This window comes from Acetoanaerobium noterae (genome assembly GCF_900168025.1).
GTDB classification, from domain to species: Bacteria; Bacillota; Clostridia; order Peptostreptococcales; family Filifactoraceae; genus Acetoanaerobium; species Acetoanaerobium noterae.
In genome coordinates this window covers 164,465-186,339 of record NZ_FUYN01000002.1, presented here as the reverse complement: position 1 = coordinate 186,339, position 21,875 = coordinate 164,465, and the positions used below count along the sequence as shown (strand labels likewise).

General features: G+C 35.7%; 20 protein-coding genes, 1 riboswitch and 1 other annotated feature. Of the genes, 9 read left to right on the top strand and 11 right to left on the bottom strand.

The window, feature by feature from the left end; genetic code table 11:
- Positions 1-55 precede the first annotated feature (55 nt).
- Entirely contained in the window at positions 56-1,201 is a 1,146-nt protein-coding gene (gene mnmA, locus B5X47_RS04540) for a tRNA 2-thiouridine(34) synthase MnmA (RefSeq protein ID WP_278278415.1), read from the bottom strand.
- Positions 1,202-1,551: 350 nt separating this feature from the next.
- On the opposite strand from mnmA, the gene rpsD reads away from it, so the two are divergent.
- The gene (rpsD, locus tag B5X47_RS04535; protein ID WP_013360375.1) at positions 1,552-2,130 is read left to right on the top strand and encodes a 30S ribosomal protein S4; all 579 of its coding nucleotides are present in this window, start codon (positions 1,552-1,554) and stop codon (positions 2,128-2,130) included.
- 76 nt (positions 2,131-2,206) lie between these two features.
- On the opposite strand, the gene B5X47_RS04530 is transcribed toward rpsD, so the two are convergent.
- The 5 genes from B5X47_RS04530 to B5X47_RS04510 form a co-directional block, all read right to left on the bottom strand.
- The gene (locus B5X47_RS04530; RefSeq protein WP_079589022.1) at positions 2,207-3,271 is read right to left on the bottom strand and encodes an HD-GYP domain-containing protein; all 1,065 of its coding nucleotides are present in this window, start codon (positions 3,269-3,271) and stop codon (positions 2,207-2,209) included.
- 2 nt (positions 3,272-3,273) lie between these two features.
- Positions 3,274-3,966 carry a beta/alpha barrel domain-containing protein gene (locus tag B5X47_RS04525; protein WP_079589021.1) on the bottom strand — a complete coding sequence of 231 codons (693 nt, stop codon included), beginning with the start codon at positions 3,964-3,966 and terminating at the stop codon, positions 3,274-3,276.
- Between the two features lie 34 nt (positions 3,967-4,000).
- On the bottom strand, positions 4,001-4,513 hold the full coding sequence (locus B5X47_RS04520; RefSeq protein ID WP_079589020.1) for a phosphatase PAP2 family protein: 513 nt from the start codon (positions 4,511-4,513) through the stop codon (positions 4,001-4,003).
- Positions 4,514-4,602: 89 nt separating this feature from the next.
- Positions 4,603-5,208 (bottom strand): hypothetical protein, encoded by a 606-nt coding sequence (locus B5X47_RS04515; protein WP_143215762.1) that lies wholly within the window; start codon positions 5,206-5,208, stop codon positions 4,603-4,605.
- A 42-nt stretch (positions 5,209-5,250) separates the two neighbouring features.
- Complete coding sequence (locus B5X47_RS04510; protein WP_242951003.1) at positions 5,251-6,336, bottom strand: HD-GYP domain-containing protein; 1,086 nt, start codon at positions 6,334-6,336, stop codon at positions 5,251-5,253.
- Between the two features lie 246 nt (positions 6,337-6,582).
- Between B5X47_RS04510 and B5X47_RS04505 the strand changes: the two genes are divergently transcribed.
- Positions 6,583-8,229 (top strand): methyl-accepting chemotaxis protein, encoded by a 1,647-nt coding sequence (locus B5X47_RS04505; protein WP_079589018.1) that lies wholly within the window; start codon positions 6,583-6,585, stop codon positions 8,227-8,229.
- Positions 8,230-8,234: 5 nt separating this feature from the next.
- On the opposite strand, the gene B5X47_RS04500 is transcribed toward B5X47_RS04505, so the two are convergent.
- The 4 genes from B5X47_RS04500 to B5X47_RS04485 form a co-directional block, all read right to left on the bottom strand.
- Positions 8,235-8,870, bottom strand: coding sequence for a hypothetical protein (locus B5X47_RS04500; protein WP_079589017.1), 636 nt, complete (start codon positions 8,868-8,870; stop codon positions 8,235-8,237).
- Positions 8,870-11,182, bottom strand: a complete 2,313-nt coding sequence (locus B5X47_RS04495; protein ID WP_079589016.1) for a homocysteine S-methyltransferase family protein — start codon at positions 11,180-11,182, stop codon at positions 8,870-8,872. The genes B5X47_RS04500 and B5X47_RS04495 overlap by 1 nt, the downstream gene beginning before the upstream one ends.
- Positions 11,183-11,378: 196 nt before the next feature.
- Positions 11,379-11,482, bottom strand: a riboswitch (SAM riboswitch).
- The gene (locus tag B5X47_RS04490; protein ID WP_013360366.1) at positions 11,483-11,770 is read right to left on the bottom strand and encodes a GIY-YIG nuclease family protein; all 288 of its coding nucleotides are present in this window, start codon (positions 11,768-11,770) and stop codon (positions 11,483-11,485) included. It lies immediately after the preceding riboswitch.
- Positions 11,771-11,782: 12 nt separating this feature from the next.
- Positions 11,783-12,040 (bottom strand): TfoX/Sxy family protein, encoded by a 258-nt coding sequence (locus B5X47_RS04485; RefSeq protein WP_079589015.1) that lies wholly within the window; start codon positions 12,038-12,040, stop codon positions 11,783-11,785.
- 334 nt (positions 12,041-12,374) lie between these two features.
- Positions 12,375-12,598 (top strand) — a binding site (T-box leader).
- A 52-nt stretch (positions 12,599-12,650) separates the two neighbouring features.
- Between B5X47_RS04485 and B5X47_RS04480 the strand changes: the two genes are divergently transcribed.
- The 7 genes from B5X47_RS04480 to B5X47_RS04450 all read left to right on the top strand — a co-directional run bounded on the left by B5X47_RS04480 (position 12,651) and on the right by B5X47_RS04450 (position 20,360).
- The gene (locus B5X47_RS04480; protein ID WP_079589014.1) at positions 12,651-13,916 is read left to right on the top strand and encodes an argininosuccinate synthase; all 1,266 of its coding nucleotides are present in this window, start codon (positions 12,651-12,653) and stop codon (positions 13,914-13,916) included.
- 19 nt (positions 13,917-13,935) lie between these two features.
- On the top strand, positions 13,936-15,252 hold the full coding sequence (gene argH / locus B5X47_RS04475; RefSeq protein WP_079589013.1) for an argininosuccinate lyase: 1,317 nt from the start codon (positions 13,936-13,938) through the stop codon (positions 15,250-15,252).
- Between the two features lie 108 nt (positions 15,253-15,360).
- On the top strand, positions 15,361-16,407 hold the full coding sequence (gene argC / locus B5X47_RS04470) for an N-acetyl-gamma-glutamyl-phosphate reductase (RefSeq protein ID WP_079589012.1): 1,047 nt from the start codon (positions 15,361-15,363) through the stop codon (positions 16,405-16,407).
- A gap of 17 nt (positions 16,408-16,424) precedes the next feature.
- The gene (gene argJ, locus B5X47_RS04465; protein WP_079589011.1) at positions 16,425-17,651 is read left to right on the top strand and encodes a bifunctional glutamate N-acetyltransferase/amino-acid acetyltransferase ArgJ; all 1,227 of its coding nucleotides are present in this window, start codon (positions 16,425-16,427) and stop codon (positions 17,649-17,651) included.
- A gap of 12 nt (positions 17,652-17,663) precedes the next feature.
- Positions 17,664-18,524, top strand: coding sequence for an acetylglutamate kinase (gene argB / locus B5X47_RS04460; protein WP_079589010.1), 861 nt, complete (start codon positions 17,664-17,666; stop codon positions 18,522-18,524).
- A gap of 23 nt (positions 18,525-18,547) precedes the next feature.
- Positions 18,548-19,744, top strand: a complete 1,197-nt coding sequence (locus B5X47_RS04455) for an aspartate aminotransferase family protein (protein WP_079589009.1) — start codon at positions 18,548-18,550, stop codon at positions 19,742-19,744.
- Between the two features lie 94 nt (positions 19,745-19,838).
- Positions 19,839-20,360, top strand: a complete 522-nt coding sequence (locus tag B5X47_RS04450; RefSeq protein WP_159446397.1) for a GNAT family N-acetyltransferase — start codon at positions 19,839-19,841, stop codon at positions 20,358-20,360.
- A 2-nt stretch (positions 20,361-20,362) separates the two neighbouring features.
- On the opposite strand, the gene B5X47_RS04445 is transcribed toward B5X47_RS04450, so the two are convergent.
- On the bottom strand, positions 20,363-21,598 hold the full coding sequence (locus tag B5X47_RS04445; RefSeq protein ID WP_079589007.1) for a DEAD/DEAH box helicase: 1,236 nt from the start codon (positions 21,596-21,598) through the stop codon (positions 20,363-20,365).
- Between the last annotated feature and the right edge of the window lie 277 nt (positions 21,599-21,875).

Here is a 21,875-nt window from a genome sequence, read left to right as displayed (position 1 = left end):
TCATAGACTTTTTATCAAGTCTGTCCTTTGCATGTATTTTAATAAAGCTTTTTGTCTAAAATGTCGGGTTAAGATATTTATACTTATTATTTACAGGCTCTATGGATTTTATAATACTGCTTCCTAAACAGATATCTGCATCATAAAGTACAGCTACCTGTCCTGGAGTAACTGCTTTTACTGGATTGTCATACACTATATGAAGGTTTCCATCTTCCATCTTGTGTACAGTAACAGGAATATCTTGCTGTCTGTATCTGAATTTTGCAGTGCAGTGAATTGGAAATACTGGCTCCTCATCTAAAGTCCACGCTGGAGCTTCTCCTATTAAGGAAGTAGAATAAAGCGCCTCATGCTGCTCTCCTTGAGCTACATATAGAAGATTCTTCTTAAGATCCTTTCCAACTACAAACCATGGCTCTCCGCTTCCTACTCCACCTATTCCTATGCCTTTTCTTTGTCCTAGCGTGTAGTGGTAAAGTCCATGATGCTGGGATATCTTTTTGCCTGTATCTACATTTATCATATCGCCTTTTTTCGAAAGCAGGTATTTGTCAAGGAAGGCATCAAAATCACGCTCACCTATAAAGCAAACTCCTGTAGAGTCTTTTTTCTTTGCAGTGTAAAGCTCATTTTTTTCAGCTATTTCTCTCACTTTAGATTTTTCAAGTTCGCCTATTGGAAAAAGTGATTTAGAAAGAGCTTTTTGGCCTATTCTAGACAAGAAATAGGTCTGGTCTTTATTATTATCAACGCCTCTTAGCAAGTAAAATTTACCATCTCTTTCTTCTACTCTAGCGTAATGTCCCATAGCTATGTAATCAGCGTCAAGCTTAAGCGCGTAATCTAAAAATGCATTAAATTTAATCTCTTGATTGCACATTACATCTGGATTTGGTGTTCTTCCTTTATTGTATTCATCCAGAAAATAGCTGAACACTCTATCCCAGTATTCCTTTTCAAAATTCACTGTATAATATGGGATTCCAAGCTGGTCTGCAACTCTTCTTACATCTTCATAATCCTCTGTAGCTGTACAAACTCCATCTTCATCCTTTTCATCCCAATTTTTCATAAAAATACCGACTACATCGTAGCCAGCTTCTTTTAAAATTACTGCTGATACAGAGGAATCTACTCCTCCGCTCATACCTAAAACAACTCTTTTTTTCATAATATCATCCTTTATTTTATACTTAATAAATTTAATTTAAAATGCAATATATTATTATATCATAGCTATTAATTTGAAAACCAGTATCTTAGCTTCTAGTTTTTCTTAATACCTCTTAATTATATTATCCTCTTATTTTTATAAAACTCAATCCCTTTCACAAAACTAAAGTTTTTATAGTAAATCTTATACGGCTTTTAAGAGGCTCTCTTACAGCTATATCCTTTACTAAAGCTATAGCATTATTAATTATTTATTCGAATCTATATATCAATTGATTTAAATTATCGTTTACATCTCTTAGATTTTATCGTATAATAATAATCGGCTGCTGGACGTAATTTTATTATGTTTAGTATTTTTGAGGAGGAAACATATTGGCAAGACCAATGGGACCTAGATTTAAAGTGGCAAGAAGTCTGGGCGTAAATGTATTTGATCACCCTAAAGCGTTAAATAGAGGGGTAAAGCCACAAAAGAAAATATCAGAATATGGAAAACAGCTAAGAGAAAAACAAAAACTAAAAGCCTATTATGGCGTACTGGAAAAACAATTTAAAATCTATGTGGAAGCTGCTATGCATTCAAAGGGAAACTCTGGTGAAAAGCTAGTTCAAAGACTAGAGCAAAGACTGGACAATATGACATATAGACTGGGCTTTGCATCTACCTTAAGGCAAGCTAGGCAGATGGTAGTTCATGGTCATATCCTAGTGAATGGAAAAAAAGTAGACAGACCATCTTATAAAGTAGAAGTGGAAGATACCATTTCTCTAAAAGAAAAATCAAAAAGCATAGCTATTTTCAAAGATAGCTTTACAAGCACAACAACCAATTTACCTTATCTAGAGAAAAATCTAAATGATTTTTCTGGAAAGCTAATTGCTGAGCCAAAACGAGACCAGGTACCTATAGAGGTGACTGATTCATATATCATAGAGTTTTACTCTAAGTAGTATAATTAATAGCAAAAGCCTAAATCTCACTAAATGGTTTCATTTGAAACTTAGTTGGATTTAGGCTTTTTAAGTTCTATAAAAATTCTACTATTTCTAATTTAGCGTTTTCTTTATTTCCTAAATCTATCAGTTTATCGCCCTGAGTAGTTTTAATAACTGGTCTTGACAACTTATGTACAGATAAGAACACTATCTCACCTATCGTATCATCATTTAGCTTTACAGGATTTCCTATGTAGTTTTCCGCTATTCGCTTCAAGAATTCAGTAAGTATGGTCACGTCTAGCTTATCCATGAAATCTCTTTCCATGATTTTAAGAGCTTCAAAAGGAGTGAGCTTCTCTCTTTGTGGTCTTTTTGAAGTCAGTGCTGTATACACGTCTGCTATAGCTATAATCTTGGCATAGTAAGGTATCTTATCCCCTTTTAATCCCTCTGGGTAGCCCGAACCATCTTCTCTCTCATGATGGTAGCGTATAGCATCCTTAACCTTTTTGCTTATAGGATAATTGTCTAGCATATCATATGAATACTGAACGTGCTTTTTCATTTCACTCAGCTCTTGCTCTGTCAAAAATCCTTTTTTCATAAGGATTTCCTTTGGAACTGAGGCCTTGCCAGCATCAGCTAAAATTGCACTTAAAGTCAATTCCTTTAGCTCTTCTTCAGAAAGCTTAAGCCATTTTCCTATAGCATAGGCGGATAATGATACACTGTAGCAATGTGAATAGGTAACATCATCGCTGTCCTTTACCTTTTGCATCATCTGAAAAATATTCAAGGTAGTTCCTGATTGCATATTAAGACTGGACTCCACAAGATTGTTTAATTTTTCTTCCTCAATTTCACCACTTAATATGCTTGAAATTTCATTTTCTATAGTGCTTACTGTGTCGTGAAACTCCAATTTAAAGTCCACTATTTCCTGCTCAATTTTCTCTTGAGGTGATGGCTGTGCTACTTCCTCAGATAAAGTCAATACTTTTACTTTGTCCACCTTATGCTGCCTTAGAAGATTTTTTAGTATCATAGCATTGGAAACAGAGAAACCCCTGCCTACTATGAGGTTTCCCTGATTACTATATACATCCTCGTCGATAATCATATCCTTTTGAATATCTTCAATCTGAATTCTCATTCCTACTTAAGTCCCCCTCTGTAGTTTTCCATAATCTGCGAGAATAGCTCTCCACTGCTAGGTGGAGTATAGGTTATAGCGTTTGCTCCAGCATTTATAGTTTCAAGTATGCTCTCTGGCGTAGGTCCTCCCGTAGCTATAATTGGCATTTCTGGAAATTCATTTCTTATCTTTGAAACTATGGAAGCAGTTTTAGCTCCTCCAGATACGTTAAATATGGACACTCCAGCTTTTATTCGAGCTGCTATATCTTCTTTTTCAGATACCACAGTTATAACTATTGGTATATCTATACGTTTTTTCATTTCCATAATAAGAGCATTTGGTGTAGGTGCATTAAGTACTACTCCAAAAGCACCGTTTAGCTCTGCATGAAGAGCAATATCTATAGAGCGCTGTCCTGTTGTAAGCCCTCCTCCTACTCCGCAAAATACAGGGCTAGGAGAAACCTCTATTATAGCCTGAGTTATTGATAGCTGAGGTGTAAAAGGGTATACCGCAATAACCCCATCTGCATTTGAATTCTTTATAAGTGCTACATCGGTAGAAAACATAAGCGACTTAATACGTTTGGCAAAAATATTAATCCCACTTGCTTGATATATTTCCTTTGGAACCTCTACTATTTTTTTTCTGAGCTTTGACTCTATAACAGGAACAAACTTTTTATCCTTTGGAACACAATTATTTTCCATAATCTGTCTCCTCTCTTTTTCTTAAATTTCGAATTTATGTCTGGAGTTTTTTTCTAAGATATAGCCTATACACTAAATAGGCATCCACTAAGCCAAGAGCCGCTCCTCCTAGTACATCAGTGAAATAATGCACTCCTAGGTACAGCCTAGAAAAAGCAATTAGAAAGGCTAGAATAAAACAACTAACTCTATATTTCTTTATACCAAATAAAAAGATTCCTAAAACGGTAAATGATGAAGCTGTATGTCCAGAAGGAAATGAATAGCTTATAGGATGATTAATAATCACATCAAAGCTGTGCTTTATAAAAGGTCTATCTCTTTGTACTATATTTTTTATTATTCCTTCTCCTAAAACCAAGGTGAGCAGCAAAGCCATAATTATAGCGATGCCATAGGTCCTTGTTTGTTTGTAATATAGCATTATTAGTGCTAATAAAATCCAAATCAGGCCCTTGTCTCCTAGCTTTGTTATAAAAGGCATGACATTGTCAAATAAAGGATTCGAAATACTATTCATAAATTCTAAAACAAATATATCTATCATTTTTCTTCACAGGCTTTCGCATATAGTATTTTTAATATAACATATTATACCCTTTTAGTGGGAACTAATTTTGGTAAAAAAAATACCCATTAAAGGGTATTTTTAAAGTTTATGAATTCATTTGCAAATTCAATAAATTTATCTTTGGATGCAAAATCTGCTCTTACATCACTGTTTTTATGGAAATCCTCCTCGTACTTAGCAAGGTTCTCCATTCTATTGCTCACTTCTCTTAGTACATTTTCATCTAGAGTAATCCTTCTGCGAGTTCTAAGACAAGCTCTCACACTGCTATCTACCATCTCCATACGGTGAAGAAGTGCTACTGCTTGATATAAAACTCCTGGCTCCTGAAATCTCTGTACAGAGTCTAAAACCTTAGATACAGCTTCACATAAAGCTTTAGGTTCGTTAGGGATTTTAGTTATCGCCTTTATTGCATATTCCGTATGAACTGAACTCTTTAAGTCTTCTAGTAGATTGACTAGACTATAGAATAAGCTTTCGTGGGATAACCACTCTGCAAACCTATAGAGTCTTATTGCCTTCGGATCATTTTTTTCCGACATTTCTTCAAGGTCCTCAAAAAATTCTCCTAGGGTTTCATAGCCTCCTAGATTCCTAAATTCTGCCATCAAAAGTCGTTGATCTTTTTCGTCTTTTTCTGCGATGATGTCTTCCAGGTTCATTTCCATAACATACATATAAATGCGCCCCCTATTAAGTTTTAAAAAATACTAAAAAATTTCTACTATATGTTTATCCTTATACTCAGGGCTTTGAAGGTTGACTACATGTCCATCCTCTAGCTTGATATAAGGCATAGAAACCTCATTTTCTGGCACAAAAACTATCTCTCCTACAGTTCCGTCGCTTAATCTCACAGAGCTTCCTATAAACTTGCTTCCAACTCTGTGTAAAAATACATATAATGACTTTACATCTAGCTTTGTAATATATTCTCTTTCCATTATTCTTACAGCCTCAAAAACTGAAAGCTTTTCTGCAAGCTCTCCTCCAGTTGTAAGGTTTTGGAATACATCTGCAACAGCTATCACCTTTGCATATGGATGAATCTGAGTTCTAGTGAGTCCTTTTGGATAGCCTGAGCCGTCCATTCTCTCTTGAATCTGAAATGCTGCCTTTAATATATCTGCTGATACTGAATTTGCTCCCTTTACACTTGCAGGGTCTTGGTTAAAATCAAAATGAGCATACTCCATTATCTGACTAAGAAGTGCAGTCTCAGAAATTTCCTTAAGTTCTTTTTCGCTAAGATACAGCCACTTTCCAATAGAATATGCAAGAAGTGAAGTTTCTACTATCTGAGCATAATCATCTTGGTTTTCTAGCTTAATTTTTTCTATCATCTGGAATAGAGTAAAAATTGAGTTTTCATACTCATGAGCTAGCTCTAATCCTTTATCTAAATCCTTAATCTCAGATATGTCATTTGTTTCTTCAAAACGTTTTACATCTTCTTTTACTTCATTCATAATCTGAGCAAATTCTTCTTTAAATAGTCTTACTTCATGAGCAATCCTTTGCTTTACATCCTCTGATTCTACTACCTTTACAACTTCAGAAGGCACCTCATTTTTCACTAAAATTTCATCTATTCCATTTCTGTGTAAAACGATTGCAACAAGATCAGGATTCTCTATTTTGAAGCCCTTATATAACAATAATGCTCCTTTTTTACTAAAAATATCGCTGTCAATAATCATGCCTTTTTCTAATTCTTTAATAGATACCTTCATATATTTCCCACTCCCGTCACATACTTTTCCTAATTTATCGGCAACAATAGTATATTTATCCATAGAACTTAAGTATCATATTTATGTTTATGTATCCTTATTATATCTTATAACTACATAAATATTACTACCCTTTTTTTATTATAACTATCAAATCTCATAATTTATCAGAATTATTTTAAATTATTTAATTTTGTTAATATTCTCTTTTTAGCTTGTGTTAAAATTCTTTAACTAATATAATAGTTATTAATACCTATCATATTAAATTTACATTTTGTATAAATTTTCTAATAAGGATGTGAATCAATGCTTAATCTCATGAATTTGAAAATCAGAACAAAAATCCTCGTTATTCCTCTAGCTATCTTAATAATATCAAACATTCTTCTGGCTGGGGTATCTACTTATGTAGCTCAGATGTATCTAAATCAGCAGATGGTCCAAGATGGAGAGCTCTTTGCAAATAATGCTCTTGAAAACTACAGGCGTATGAAATTTGTAAACGACAAGGAAATTAATAAATACCTGAGAGAGATTAGCGAATCAGAATACCTAATATATGCTAGTTTTTCTAGAAGCGATGGCACTATAACCTATCACAGCAACGAAGAAATGCGCGACCAAAAATACACAGACAAAACCATACTAGGATTGATGGAGACAAAAAAAGGTGGCTCTGCTAATTATTATTATCCAGCAATAAAAAAAGAGGTACTAAATATATCTATTCCTCTTAATGCTCAGGCAGGCTCATTTTTTCACATAGGTCTTTCTCTTGATAATGTACATAACAGCGTAAGAACCTTGATGATGGCTTTTTTAGTAGTTACAGCTGCTATACTTGCTGTTTCTTTTATAATTTTACTAACTATTTCTAAAAAAATAATTAGTCCTATACAAAGCTTATCCCTATCGTGCAATGAGCTTGCTAACGGAGATTTAACCAATGAAACTCCTGCCTTTGGAACTGATGAGCTCGGCGAAATGAGTCTAGGCTTTAATACCATGAAAGAAAATCTAAAATCCATGGTAAGAAGCATAGTAGATATATCAAACACAGTAAAGGATTCTTCTTCGCAGATAAATGTATCCTCTGAACAACTGACTCAGACATCTGAGCACATAGCCTCTGCTATAGGTGTTCTAACTGAAGGCTCAGAAAAGCAAGTTGATTTCATGGAAGAAATCATGGAAAATGCAAATGACATAGGACAGCAAGTTGATCAAGTTGATGGAGAAATGCAAAAGCTTTCTAGCAGCTCAAAGATTATGAACAAGGATTTAGATGAGGTTCTTACAAGTATGCAAAGCATGGAAATGCAAATGGATATAATTTCAGACAGCACTGAAAAATCCCTTCATACAATTAAGGATATGGACCTGATATCAAACCAAATCGGAAATATAGTTGAGGTTATAAACGACATTGCTAATCAAACTAACCTTCTTGCTCTAAATGCCGCTATAGAATCAGCTAGAGCTGGAGAAGCAGGAAGAGGCTTTGCCGTTGTTGCCGATGAAATTAGAAAGCTAGCTCAAAAATCCATAGAATCTGCTAACGATATATCCCAGCTTATTAAAACTACTCAGCAGACTATAGGAAAATCTAGAGATTCTATAGCTCAAGGTCAACAAGAAAGCAGTAAAGGTAAAGAAGTAGTACATCAAGTGGCTTCATCAGTAAAAAATGTCCAGTCCACTTTTAAAATGAACATAGATAATATGAGCAATCTCGGAAACAGCTTGCAACTTCTTACTAACAGCAAAGAAAATATCATAAAAAACCTAACAGAAATAAATGCTATAATATCAGACTACGCTGCCTCTGCCGAGCAGGTATCAGCATCTACTGAGGAGCAAACGGCTTCTATGCAAGAAATGAGCTCTCTAGCTGAGGAATTGTTTACAAAGGCTGAAGAGCTAGATGGCCAAATCACAAAATTTAAAATTTAAATTTTTCAGTTTTTCATGCATGCCCAGGTCTTACAAGCATAGCAATTTTCTCCTCTGCACAGTCCTATGCCTTTTGGATAATTCCTAAGCTCAGGAGTAGATGAGATTCCAACTATTGCAGTTATGCTCTTTTGAGGTACAAGCATGGACCCGTTGTAGCTTATAGGGCAGGCATAATCTAGCTTTATAATCCTTTCAGATTCATCTAGAGCAATATCTCCATACCCAGGACTATATCTAAGAGTTAGAAATTTTCTCTTTTTGATATAGTCCTGTTTTAATCTCAAGTAAAGCTTTTCTATCAAAAAATCCACTGCAAATGAAGCTAATTCATCGAGGAGTGTCGCCTTGTATATTTTATCTTCGCTTAGCAAGTCATGAATTTTATCGTCTAGCTCTTTTCCTAGAGTAGCCCACAAAAATATTGCCTCAGTAGAATTTTCAAGACCTTTCGCAAGATAATGTGACTTTATATCATGTCCACCAAGCTCTATCTTGCCATCTATAATAGATACAGGCAAAACCTTGTAACCTAGACTAGGTTTGATTTCCGATGTAAGCTCAGATACCTCTGCTACATCATAGGGTCTATCTATATATTTTAGTAGCTCTTTTGCATCTAGGTTAAGATTTATACGCATTATTTTTCATCCACTTCCGTCAAAGATTTTACTAGACCTATAGCTTTTATAGCGTCTTTAGAATATCCATCAGCTCCTACCTTTCTTGCATAATCTTCAGTTACAACTGCTCCACCTACTATTATTTTTACATTCGGAAGCTCTGATTTAATATACTCTATAGTTGGCTCTAGATTTACCATGGTAGTAGTCATAAGAGCACTGATGCCTATAATATCAGCATTTACTTCCTTTGCTTTTATCGCAAAAGCTTCTTTTGTAACGCTTTTTCCAAGGTCTATAATATTGTAGCCAAAAGGCTTTAGCACTGATTTTACTATATTTTTACCTATATCGTGAATATCCCCATATACCGTTCCAAAAACTAAGGTATGACTAGATTTTGCTTTGTTTTCAAGCCTGTCAAATAATCCCTGAACTTTTTCAACTACCTGCATCATATCTGGCAAAAATATTATCTTTTCATCGTAAAGCCTACCTGCCTTGTCAAGTGCTATTAGCATTGTATTTATGACTTCTTGCTCTGTTTTTTCTGCTAGCAAGCTATCAAATGCAGTTGGCTCTTCTTTATTAATAAGCTGATAGATCAGCTCTCCTTCTATTGTCAATTTATTTATATCCTCTAGCTCTATATAGGTTTTATTTGATAGTTTTTCTTTTCCCATAAGTATCTGGGCTGACTCTATGGTTTCCACTATACCTTTTGAACTAGCACTTGCAATTACCATGGAAAGTCCACTTCCTATTAGCATAGAAAGCAAGGTTTGATTTAATCTATCTCTATTTTTCATGCCATAAGAAACATTGCTAAGCCCAAGAGAGGTCTTTATTCCTTTATTTGATAACTGCCTTACAATCTCTACTGTATCAAGTGGCGATATGCTGTAGGTTTTATTTGTAAAAAGCAGTGGGTCTATATAGATATCCTCAGCCTTTATTCCTTCACTTAGGAGTCTGCTCTGAAGCTTTTCTGCTATTTCTACAGTTTCAGCTATGGTAGTTGGCAGGATTTCATTTTCTATGCATAGTCCTATCACACTAGCACCATATTTTTTTGCAAGAAGAAGGATTTCTCTTAATTCCTTTTCGTCCAAAGCAACTGAGTTTATAAGAGCCTTTCCTGCATAATTTTTAAGGGCCTCTTCTATTATTTCAGGCTCCTTTGAATCTATGCAAAGTACAAAATCAGAATTTAACTGTCCACTTATAACTAGCTCCCTTGCTAATGCTTTTTTATCTGCTCCCTCTGCATTGACATTGATATCAATTACATCTGCACCTTTTAAGCACTGCTCTGATATAACGCTTGTAAGTCCTTTTATATCAAACTCTTCCATATACTGCTTTACAGATTTTCTTGCATGAGGATTAATGGCTTCTCCAATTAAAATAAATGCTTCTGAAGAAACTACCTTGCCCTTTGAAGCAAGATATCCATGAGAATTAGTTTTATTCTCCTTATTATTTTTTACTTCTATGCTATCCGCTAACCTTCTTAGCTCTTTAGTAAACTCAGGAGTAGACCCACAGCAAGAGCCTATATATCCCATATTAAGCTCAAAATATGGCTTCATTTGATTTGCAAATTCACTAGCTGACATGCTATAAACTACATCTTCTCCTACAATCTCAGGCATCCCTGCATTTGGCTGAGCAATAAGCTTTACACTGGTATACTTTTCTATCTCTGCAAGTAGCTCAAGTATATCCTTTGGTCCTTTTGAGCAGTTTATTCCTATGGCATCCACTCCTAGAGCATCTAAAATAACTCCTTGGGCAGCTGGTGATACTCCAGTCAAGGTATAGATGCTGTCATAGGTCATAGAGGCGAGTATAGGAATTTTTATAGTGTGCTTCTTAAAAATATCCTTTAAGGCTATTATTCCTGCTCTTAGCTCTGCTATATCACTAAAGGTTTCAAAGATTATATAATCAGGCTGAGATATCGTTATAGCTTCAAGCTGTCTGTAAAATATCTCGTACATTTCTTCAAAGCTCACATCCCCTACAGGCTTTACAAATTCACCTGTAGGTCCTACAGAAAAAGCTGTCTCTTTGCCTGTAGTTTTAGCTAAATTTATTCCTGCAACGTTAATCTCAATTACTTTATCCTCAAGGTCATAGCTTTTTAGCTTAAGAGGATTTGCTCCAAAGGTATTGGTTGTAATTATATCTGCTCCATTATCTGCATATTCTTTATGTATTTGCTTGATTACTTCGGCTTGAGTTAGGTTTAGCTCCTCAGGGCATTCAAAACATATACTTTTGCTAATAAGCTGACTTCCAAATCCACCATCGAATATTTTTATCATTGCTCTCTCCTTCTTTAACTAAATAATAAACTATCCATTAAAGCATTCTAGATTTCTAATGGGGAACCATTGTCATATTCACAATAAAATCTAGCCCATTATTAAGAATATGGATATCTCATAGTTCAATAAAATATTTTTTGCTTTTTAAAAACAAAAAAGCTTTCTCAAAGAGAAAGCCTAAGTTATAAGTTTTCTCTTATCTTCCTGCTACGCAGTTGGATTTAGCACCTTTTCAGTCTGGGCTGAAGGTTGCTGAGACTTCACAGGGCCATATCCCTCCGTCTCTCTCGATAAGAATCATACTATTGAGTTTTTAATTAATGCTTCTTTTTGAAGCTTTGAGAGTTTTTTTATACTGCACTCTCTTTTCATTGCACTGCTTTTTGTATCGTGCCTTTCCACATAAACCAAGCTAACTGGAAGCCTTGCTCTAGTGTACTTTGATGCTGTTCCTTCACAGTGAAGTTTAAACCTCATATCGATATCCACCGTGTATCCAGTGTACAAGCTGTTATCTTTACATCTTAGCATATATACATAAAACTGCCTAATATTTTTTTGTAGTAATTCTTCTTGTTTTTTCATTTAATCCCAGCTTTACTTTTTTTCTGAGTCTGCAAATCTCTTTAAATCAGCTTTGATATCGTCTGCCAGATCATGCCATCTTATCCCTTGTATAGCTCCTTCTAATGCATACAGGGTGTTAATGCAGGCATCTATATCATGCTCTTTTAATATCACATATGCAGATTTTGAACCTAGCTTTCTCAACTCCATAGGAGTAGTTATCCCTGCATTTATTAATCGTTGCTCTAGTGTTGGTCCTATGTTTTCCATATCTGATAGCTTGCTCATATTACTCTCCCCTTTTAATATATACTCTATTCATTCTATATATTTATTAATCTACCAAAATTTAATACCTCATATAATAAATCATCTACTTACTAAAAATATATATAATTTAAATTATATTAAACAAAATTTGCTCAATTGTAAACAAAAACTTTAACTTTTGTAAAAATATTTTAAAAAATTTTTAAGCTTTAGGAAAATGTTTTTCATAATAATTTCATGGTTATTCCCCGATTATTTATATATAAAAATAATTTTTTAAAACATAAAAATATATTTTTTGATGTTGACAAGTAAAAATTAAATCCCTATAATCAGAAAAAAACAAGTATATGCATATCCAGTGATGGGAAAAGTAAGCTAAGAGATGACTCCAGCGAGTCGGCACAGAGTGGAAGGCCGACAGTCTCACCTTAACCGAACAAGGGACCCTGAGGATGCCTTTTGAAATCAAAGTATGAAGGCACGGCTGTCGCCGTTAACGATATCGAGTGAATTGTATTAGTGCACAAATACAATTAATTAGAGTGGTACCGCGGATATAAATCCGTCTCTTTGTAATACGAAGAGGCGGATTTTTTTAATTTCTAAAATAATGGAGGAAAATATAATGAAAACAAATAATATAACTAAAAAAGATAAAATAGTACTTGCTTACTCTGGTGGACTTGACACTTCTATAATCATTCCATGGCTAAAAGAAAACTACAATGCAGATATAATAGCTGCTTGCATAAACGTAGGACAAGATGAAGATATGCAAAAGGTTCAGGAAAAAGCTATAAAATCAGGAGCATCAAAGGTATATATAGCTGATGTAGTGGATGAATTTGTAAAAGACTATGTATATAAATCGATTAAAGCAAATGCTCTTTATGAAGGTAAATATCTTCTAGGAACAGCTCTAGCTAGACCTTTAATAGCTAAGAAGCTAGTAGAAATAGCTCATATAGAAGGCGCTCCTTATATCTGCCACGGATGTACTGGAAAAGGAAATGACCAGGTTCGTTTCGAAGTAGGAATAGCAGCTTTTGACCCAGATATAAAAGTAATTGCTCCATGGAGAATCTGGGACATCAAATCCCGTGAAGATGCAATAGATTATGCAAATGAAAAAGGAATAGAAATCGCTTGTACTAAAGAAAAAATTTACTCAAGAGATCAAAATCTTCTTCATATCAGCCATGAAGGCGGAGATTTGGAAGATACTAAAAACGAACACAAAGCAGATATCCTTTATATGATGACAAAAACTCTAGAAAAGGCTTCAGATGAAGCAGAATATGTAGAGCTTACCTTTGATAAAGGCGAGGCTGTAATGCTAAACGGAGTATCACTTGAGCCACACGAAATGCTAGCTCAGCTTAACCAAATAGGTTCAAATCACGGTATTGGGGTACTAGATATGATAGAAAATCGTCTAGTAGGAATGAAATCAAGAGGTGTATATGAAACTCCTGGTGGAAGTATTTTAGTTCAGGCTCACTGCTTGCTTGAAAGCCTTACTCTAGACAGAAATACAACTCATACTAAAAGCATCCTAGCTCTTGAATATGCAAAGCTAATCTACGATGGCTTATGGTTTAGTCCACTTCGTGAATCGCTAGATGCTTTCTTTGAAAAGACTCAAGAGATGGTAAGTGGCACAGTAAAAATCAAGCTTTACAAAGGCAATATAATGCCAGCATCAATAGACAGTCCTTTCGCACTTTACGATGAAGCTATTTCATCATTTGGAGAGAGCCCTCTTTATGACCACAAGGATGCAGAAGGCTTTATAAATCTATATTCACTGCCTACTAAGATACAAAGCATGATGAAGAAAAAAGTTCAGCAACAAGAAGCTCTTAAAAACAATATAAAAGCAGTAGGATAAGCTAAAAATAGGAGGAAGTATGAAACTTTGGGGCGGCAGATTTAAAACAGAAGAAGACAGTTTTATGGATAAGTTCAACAGCTCGTTTAATATAGACCAAAGACTTTGGGAGCAGGACATAAAGGGCTCTATAGCCCATGTGTCCATGCTCAGCAAGTGTCACATATTAAGTAGTGATGAGGCTGAAAAAATAATAAAGGCACTTGAACAAATACACTCAGAAATTCTAGATGGTAGTCTTTTACTTGAAGGTGAGTTTGAAGATATTCACAGCTTTTTAGAATATCAAGTAACTCAAAAAGCTGGAGCAGTAGGAAAGAAAATGCATACTGCAAGAAGCAGAAACGATCAAGTTGCCCTTGATATGAAGCTATATGTAAAGCTTTCTGGTCAGGAAGTAATAAAAAGCTTAAAAAAGCTCATATCATCTATAGAAAAAAAATCAAATGAATCTAGCTTTCCTATGCCAGGCTACACTCATTTGCAAAGAGCTCAGATAGTTACCTTTAAGTATCATCTTATGGCTTATTACGAAATGCTAACTAGAGATATGAAGCGTATAGAAAACGCCCTATCCATAATGGATACTTGTCCTCTTGGAAGCTGCGCCCTAGCAGGAACTACCTACCCTATAGACAGAGAGTTCACAGCAGCTATGCTCGAATTTGAAGCTGTACAAAAAAACACTATGGACTCAGTAAGCGACAGAGATTATATAATAGAGATGATTTCTGCATTTAGCATCATCATGATGCATCTTAGCAGACTATCAGAGGAATTTATAATTTTTTCAACCAAAGAGTTTGACTTTATAGCTTTATCTGATGCCTACAGTACTGGAAGTAGTATAATGCCTCAAAAGAAAAACCCAGATTCGCTAGAGCTAGTAAGAGGCAAAACCGGCAGACTTTATGGCAATCTCATGGGAATCCTAACTACTATGAAAGCTCTTCCTCTAACCTACAACAAGGACATGCAAGAGGATAAGCAGTATTACTTTGAAAGCCTAGACACAGTTATAGACTGCATAACCATCATAGAAGGAGTAGTAAGTACTCTAACAGTAAAATCTGAAAATATGGAAAAATCTACAAAGGGAGGTTTTTTAAATGCTACAGAGCTTGCAGACTACTTAGTAAAGCAAGGAATAGCATTTAGAGATGCTCATAGCATAGTGGGGCAGGTAGTAAAGCACTGCGAAGCAAAAGCTATGGAAATAGACCAGCTTTCACTTGAAGAATTAAAAGCTTTTAGCCCTCATATAAAGGAAGATGTGTACAGCTATATAGAGCCTTCTTCTATACTAAAGCAAGGCACTAAACCAGATATGCTTTAATTACAATTTCAAAACATCATATAGGACTTCATAAAATCTTGGAATGGTAGGTGATACTATTGCTCCTTGATTTTTTTTACCCAAAATCCGGAAGAAAGGTGTGAACTTATGATAAAAATCGGAATATTAGGCTCAACTGGATATGCAGGAAGTGAACTCGTAAGGCTACTTAGCTCTCACCCTTATGCAGAAATTGTATTTCTGGATTCTAGAAGCTATGAAAATAAATCCTACACAGACATCTATCCACATCTTGAGTCAAAGCTAGATAAAAACTGCTCATCTATAGACCTTATGGATGATTCTCATTTCAAAAACCTAGATCTTTTATTTTGCGCTCTGCCTCATGGGCTGTCCCAAATAGCAGTAAAGCAGGGACTAAAAAATAAAGTTAAAGTGATTGATTTATCCGCTGACTTTCGAATATCTGATATAGCTTCATATGAACATTGGTATCAGGTTGAGCATTTGGCAAAAGAAGAAGTAAAGCTTGCTGTGTACGGTCTATGTGAGATAAATAGAGAAAAAATTAAAGCTGCAAATCTAGTTGCAAACCCTGGGTGCTATCCTACAAGCATTCTGCTGGCTCTTTATCCCCTTCTTAAGGAAAGTGTAATAAAAGCCCAAGGCATAATAGCAGATTCAAAATCCGGCATCTCAGGCGCAGGCAGAAATCTTTCAGATGCCAACCTTTTTTCACAGTGCAATGAAAACATAAGAGCCTATAGCCTCTGCAAGCATAGACACATACCAGAAATAGAAGAGCAGCTAAGCTTATATGCCGATACCTCTCTTGCTTTGCAGTTCACCCCTCATTTGATTCCTATGAATAGAGGTATCCTAAGCACTATATATGCAGATATGAATAAAAATCTTTCCTGCAGTGAGGTTTATGACCTATACAGCACCTACTACTCAGATGAATATTTTGTAAGACTGCTTTCAGGCGGTAAGCTTCCTCAGACAAAAGCTGTATCTGGTTCAAACTACTGCGATATAGGATTTGATATAGATAAAAGAACTGGAAAAATAATAATCGTAAGTGCAATAGATAATTTAATCAAAGGCGCATCTGGACAAGCTGTCCAAAATATGAACCTTATGTTTGGCTTAGGTGAGCATACAGGTATCAATCAGCTTCCTATGTGGCCATAGAAAAGGAGGAGATACCTATGAATAAATATATAGTAATAGATGGAGGAGTAAGCTCTCCAAAAGGCTTTCTTTCCAGCGGAATTCACAGTGGAGTCAAAAAAAGTGGAAAAAACGACCTTAGCCTAGTATATAGCGAGGTTCCTGCATATAGCTGGGCAATGTTTACTACCAATAAAGCCTGCGCCGCTCCTGTAACTTTATCAAAATCTCATATCCAAGACCAAAATATCCAAGCAATAGTAATAAATAGTGGCAATGCAAATGCCTGTACCGGTCAAAAAGGGCTAAGTGATGCCTACGAAATGGCTACGGTGACAGCAAGTGCTCTAAATATTGCTCCTCAAAATGTAATTGTATCTTCAACTGGACTGATTGGCCTACCTCTTGAGATGGATAAAATAAAATCAGGAATAACTAAAGCCGCAGAGGCTCTATCAGCAAACGGAAGCAAGGAAGCTGCCAAAGGCATAATAACTACAGATGCACACCTCAAAACCATAGCTGTGCAAGTAACTATAGACAATAAAGTCGTAACTATAGGTGGCATGGCAAAAGGCTCTAGAATGATACATCCTCAAATGGCAACTATGCTCAGCATAATAACTACAGATGCTAATATAGATAAGGCTTATCTCAAATATCTTCTTAATGACACTACTGAAAAAACCTACAATATGATATCCATAGACGGTGATACAAGCACAAATGATATGGTGGCTGTTATGGCTAATGGCAAGGCTTGTAATAATGAGCTAAATGCAAATCATCCAGAAGTACAAAGCTTTGCAAATGCCTTTGCCTTTGTAAATGAATACCTAGCAAAATCAATAGTTGCTGATGGAGAAGGAGCTACAAAATTTATAGAGGTGCAAGTTGTTAACAGCAACACTCTGGCTTCAGCCAAGCTCGCTGCAAAATCTATTTTGACCTCTAATCTTGTCAAAACTTCACTATTTGGCGAAGAGAGCAATTGGGGCAGAATTCTCTGCAGTATAGGCTACTCAGGAGCTCAGTTTGATGTGGATAAATTAGAAATCAGCCTTGTAGGAGATAATAAAGAAACCATAAAAATAGTAGAAAATGGTCAAAGTACTATATTTTGCAAGGAATCAGCAAAAAAACTTCTCAAAGAGAGAAATATAACTATCCTTGTAGACTTCAAAACAGGCAGTCAAAACTCTATCGCTTGGGGCTGTGACCTATCACATGATTATGTAAAAATAAACTCTAGCCATATAAGTTAGGAGGAAAAATTCATGGTAAATCAGCTTACTCCTCAGCAGAAAGCTCATGTACTGCTTGAGAGTCTATCCTATATCAAAACCTTTCATAAACAGATAGTAGTAATAAAATACGGTGGCAACGCTATGATTAACAATCAGCTCAAGGAATGCGTAATTAGAGATATTGCTCTTCTTAAGTACATAGGAATAAACCCTGTGATAGTGCATGGAGGAGGGCCTGAAATAAATGAACTAATGACTCTTTACAAGAAAAAACCAGAATTTATAAATGGTCTTAGAGTTACAGATGAAGAGACTATGAAAATCACTGAAATGGTACTAACAGGTAAAATAGCACCTGAGATAGTCTCTCTATTTAGCAATCACGACATCAAAGCTCTTGGGCTTAGCGGAAAAGACGGAAATATAATAAAAGCCAAGCAAAAAAGCGAGGAGCTGGGATTAGTCGGCGAAATCACTAGCATCAATCCAGAGCTTATCCTATCTGTGATAGAAAAAGGCTATGTGCCAGTAATTTCACCTATAGGAATAGGTGAAACCGGAGAAAGCTACAATATAAATGCTGATGAAGTCGCAGGGAAAATAGCTATAAGCCTAAATGCTAAAAAACTAATTCTTATAACAGACGTAGCCGGTGTGCTTGAAAACCATCAAGATCCAAACACTGTAATATCTGCACTTAATATCAACGAAGCCTATTCCTACATAAAAAAAGGAATAATCAAAGGTGGAATGATTCCTAAAATGTTCTGCTGTCTCAATGCTGTAAGTAACGGCGTAGAAAAATGCCATATAATCGACGGCAGACAATTTCACTCCATTTTGCTGGAGGTATTCACAGACACTGGTATCGGCACAATGATAACTGCATAAAAAATATAAAAGGAGCTGTATTCATGCAAAATATAATATATGAAGGTCAAAAATATCTAATGTCAAACTACGGCAGATTTCCAATAAGCTTTAGCCATGGGGAAGGCTGCAGAGTATATGACTACAATCAAAGAGAATATATAGATTTTCTTGGAGGAGTAGCTGTAAACATCCTCGGCTATAACAACAAAAAACTAAATGACGCAATAGCTGCCCAAAGTCAGAAGCTGATTCACATATCCAATTATTTCTGGATAGATACTCAAGTCAAGCTAGCAAAACTGCTCGTAGAAAACTCCTTCGATGGCAAAGCTTTTTTCTGTAACTCTGGTGCAGAAGCAAACGAAGGGGCTGTAAAGCTAGCTAGAAAATATGCCTACAGAAAATATGGTATCCAAAAAAATGAAGTCATAGCTATGACAGGCTCATTTCATGGCAGAACCTTAGCGACGCTTAACCTAACAGACAATCCCAAATACAAGGAAGGCTTTGGTCCTCATCCAGAAGGCTTTAAGTTTGCAAAGTTCAATGATATAGATTCATTTAAGCAGGTCCTAACAAAAAATACCTGCGCTGTTATTTTTGAGCCCATCCAAGGTGAAGGCGGAATAACTCCAGTAGATAGCGACTTTATCAAGAATGTATCTGAACTTTGCAAGCAAAATGATGTTCTTCTCATAGCTGATGAAATTCAAACAGGCATGGGCAGAACAGGGAAATTATTTGGCTACCAGCATCACGATATCACCCCAGACATCATGACAGTGGCAAAAGGTCTTGCGGGTGGATGTGCTATAGGAGCTGTAATAGCTAAAGTAGAAGTGGCAGATGCTTTTCAAAGTGGAGACCATGGCAGTACCTTTGGCGGAAATCCTTTAGCTTGCGCCGCAGGTGTTGCCACACTTGAGACAATCCTAGGTGATGAGCTTGCTGAAAATGCTGAAAAAATCGGCGAATATTTTAAATTAAAGCTTCAATATCTGTCTCAAAAATATTCAGTAGTAAAAGCTGTGCGTGGCCACGGTCTTATGCTTGGACTTGAGCTTAGCATACCTGGAGCAGCTGTAGTTCAAAAAGCTTTGTACAAAGGTTTCCTTATAAACTGCACTGCCACAAATGTGCTCAGATTTATTCCACCTCTTATAATAGGAACTAGTGAAATAGATTTGCTCATAGAAACATTGTCCGAAATATTTGAAGAGCTTGAGCTTGCTGCTTAGTAAGCCCTTATGTAATTTTCTTGTCGCTTCCTGACTGTAATTATATGATACAATATTTATGTAAAATACTAAAAGGTCATGGAGGCGATGTATTGTGCAAAACCTACTATTAGAAAACGACATAGTAAGAGTCAGAGCTTCTTTAGAAAGCGATATAGACTACATTATGAAAACAGAGAGCGACCCTAGCAATTCCCCTTATGTATTTCAGTGGACCTATGACCAGCACAAGGCTGCTATGGAAAATCCAGATATCCTTCATCTATTAATAGAAGATAAAGATACAAGTGAGCCTGCTGGCTATATGATAGTGGCAGGAGTTCTCAGTCCTCATAAGAGCATAGAGCTAATGAGAATCGCAGTATCCCAAAAAAATAAAGGCTTCGGCCGTGACAGTATTAAACTGCTACTTGCCTATGCCTTTGATACACTAGGTGCTAATAGAGTATGGCTAGATGTCAAAGAATACAACTACTCTGCTCAAAGCCTTTATAAATACCTTGGCTTTGCTCAGGAGGGTCTTCTAAGAGAAGCTGTATTTCACAATGGAAAATACGACTCTATCTTCATCATGGCAATACTCAAAAAAGATTATTTAAAACAAAAGAAAAATTAGCCTTATCTTTTAGGAGCTCTTCCTTTATGTCTTGAATTTTTCTTTGAATTCTTCTTTAAAAAGTCATCAAATGATGGCTTTTTCTTTGCCTTAGGCTTTGCTTTACTATCCTCATGCTTTACTGCCTTATGCATTTCTATCTTTTTTACATCTGCCTTGATATCCCCTTCTAGCTTTTCAAGTGATGCATTGTGCTTTGGCGTTACAAAGGTCACTGCTGTGCCCTTTTCTCCAGCCCTTCCTGTTCTTCCTATTCTGTGGATGTAGGTGTCAGTATCAAGTACCATATCGTAGTTGTAGATATGAGTGATTCCATCTACATCTATTCCTCTAGCCGCAACATCTGTAGCTATAAGAAGCTGAATCTTGGCGTTTCTAAAATCCTTCATGACCTTTTCACGCTTAGCTTGGCTTAAATCTCCGTGAAGCTGGTCACAGTTATAGCCTTTTTGAGAAAGGTCTTCATAAAGAGCAGTTACTCTTCTTTTAGTACGGCAGAAAACTATTGCCATAAATGGCTGCTGAGTATCAATCATCTCACATAGAGCTTCTTGCTTTTTTCTGTCCGTAGTGTGGACTATAATCTGATCTATCTCGTCAAGCGTTACATTTTGTCCTTTTACACTCACATAATGAGGCTCATTCATATAAGTCCTGGCTAATTTTTTTACTTCTTTATTAAAGGTAGCTGAAAAGCACATCACTTGTTTTTCTGATGGAGTGTAAGAAAATATCGCATCCACTTCATCCAAAAATCCCATGTGAAGCATCTGGTCAGCCTCATCTAGTACCAGCATCTTTAGCTTGCTAAGGTCTAGACTTTCTCTTCTAATTAAATCAAGGATTCTTCCTGGTGTGCCCACAACAAGTGGAATATTTTTCTTTAATTTGTTAAGCTGCTTTTCTACATCCTGTCCACCATAGGCAGATAGGATATTGATGCCTTTTACGGATATCAGCTTTTGAGCCTCTTCACTGATTTGGATTGCAAGCTCTCTAGTTGGCGAAATAATAAGTGCCTGAGTATCCTCTGAGTCCACATCGATTTTTTCCAATATCGGAAGTAAAAAAGCAAGGGTTTTTCCCGTTCCAGTTTGAGCCTGAGCTATTACGTCCCTTCCCTCTAATATATATGGAATGGATTTGACCTGTACCTGAGTAGGCGTATCTATTCTAAGCTGTAAAAGTCTTTCGCTAAGTTCATTTGTAATCCCTAATTCTATAAAATCTTTCTTCATAAATTGTCTCCTTAAAATTAACATAAAATTTATTTTATCATTTATAACAATATATTGCTATATTTTACTTTTAAATTCATATCCACAGAAAAATATAAAATTCTTGTTAAATCAGTGGCTAAAATTGGACTTTTGCACAATGTTATCCACTTATCCACAGATATTATACACTATTTTATCAACATATCCACAACAAAAACTTCCAAAATTGTGGAAAAACTTTCCTATATGGGTGTAAATTTGTTTATTTTATCCATTATATATGTTAAAATGGAAT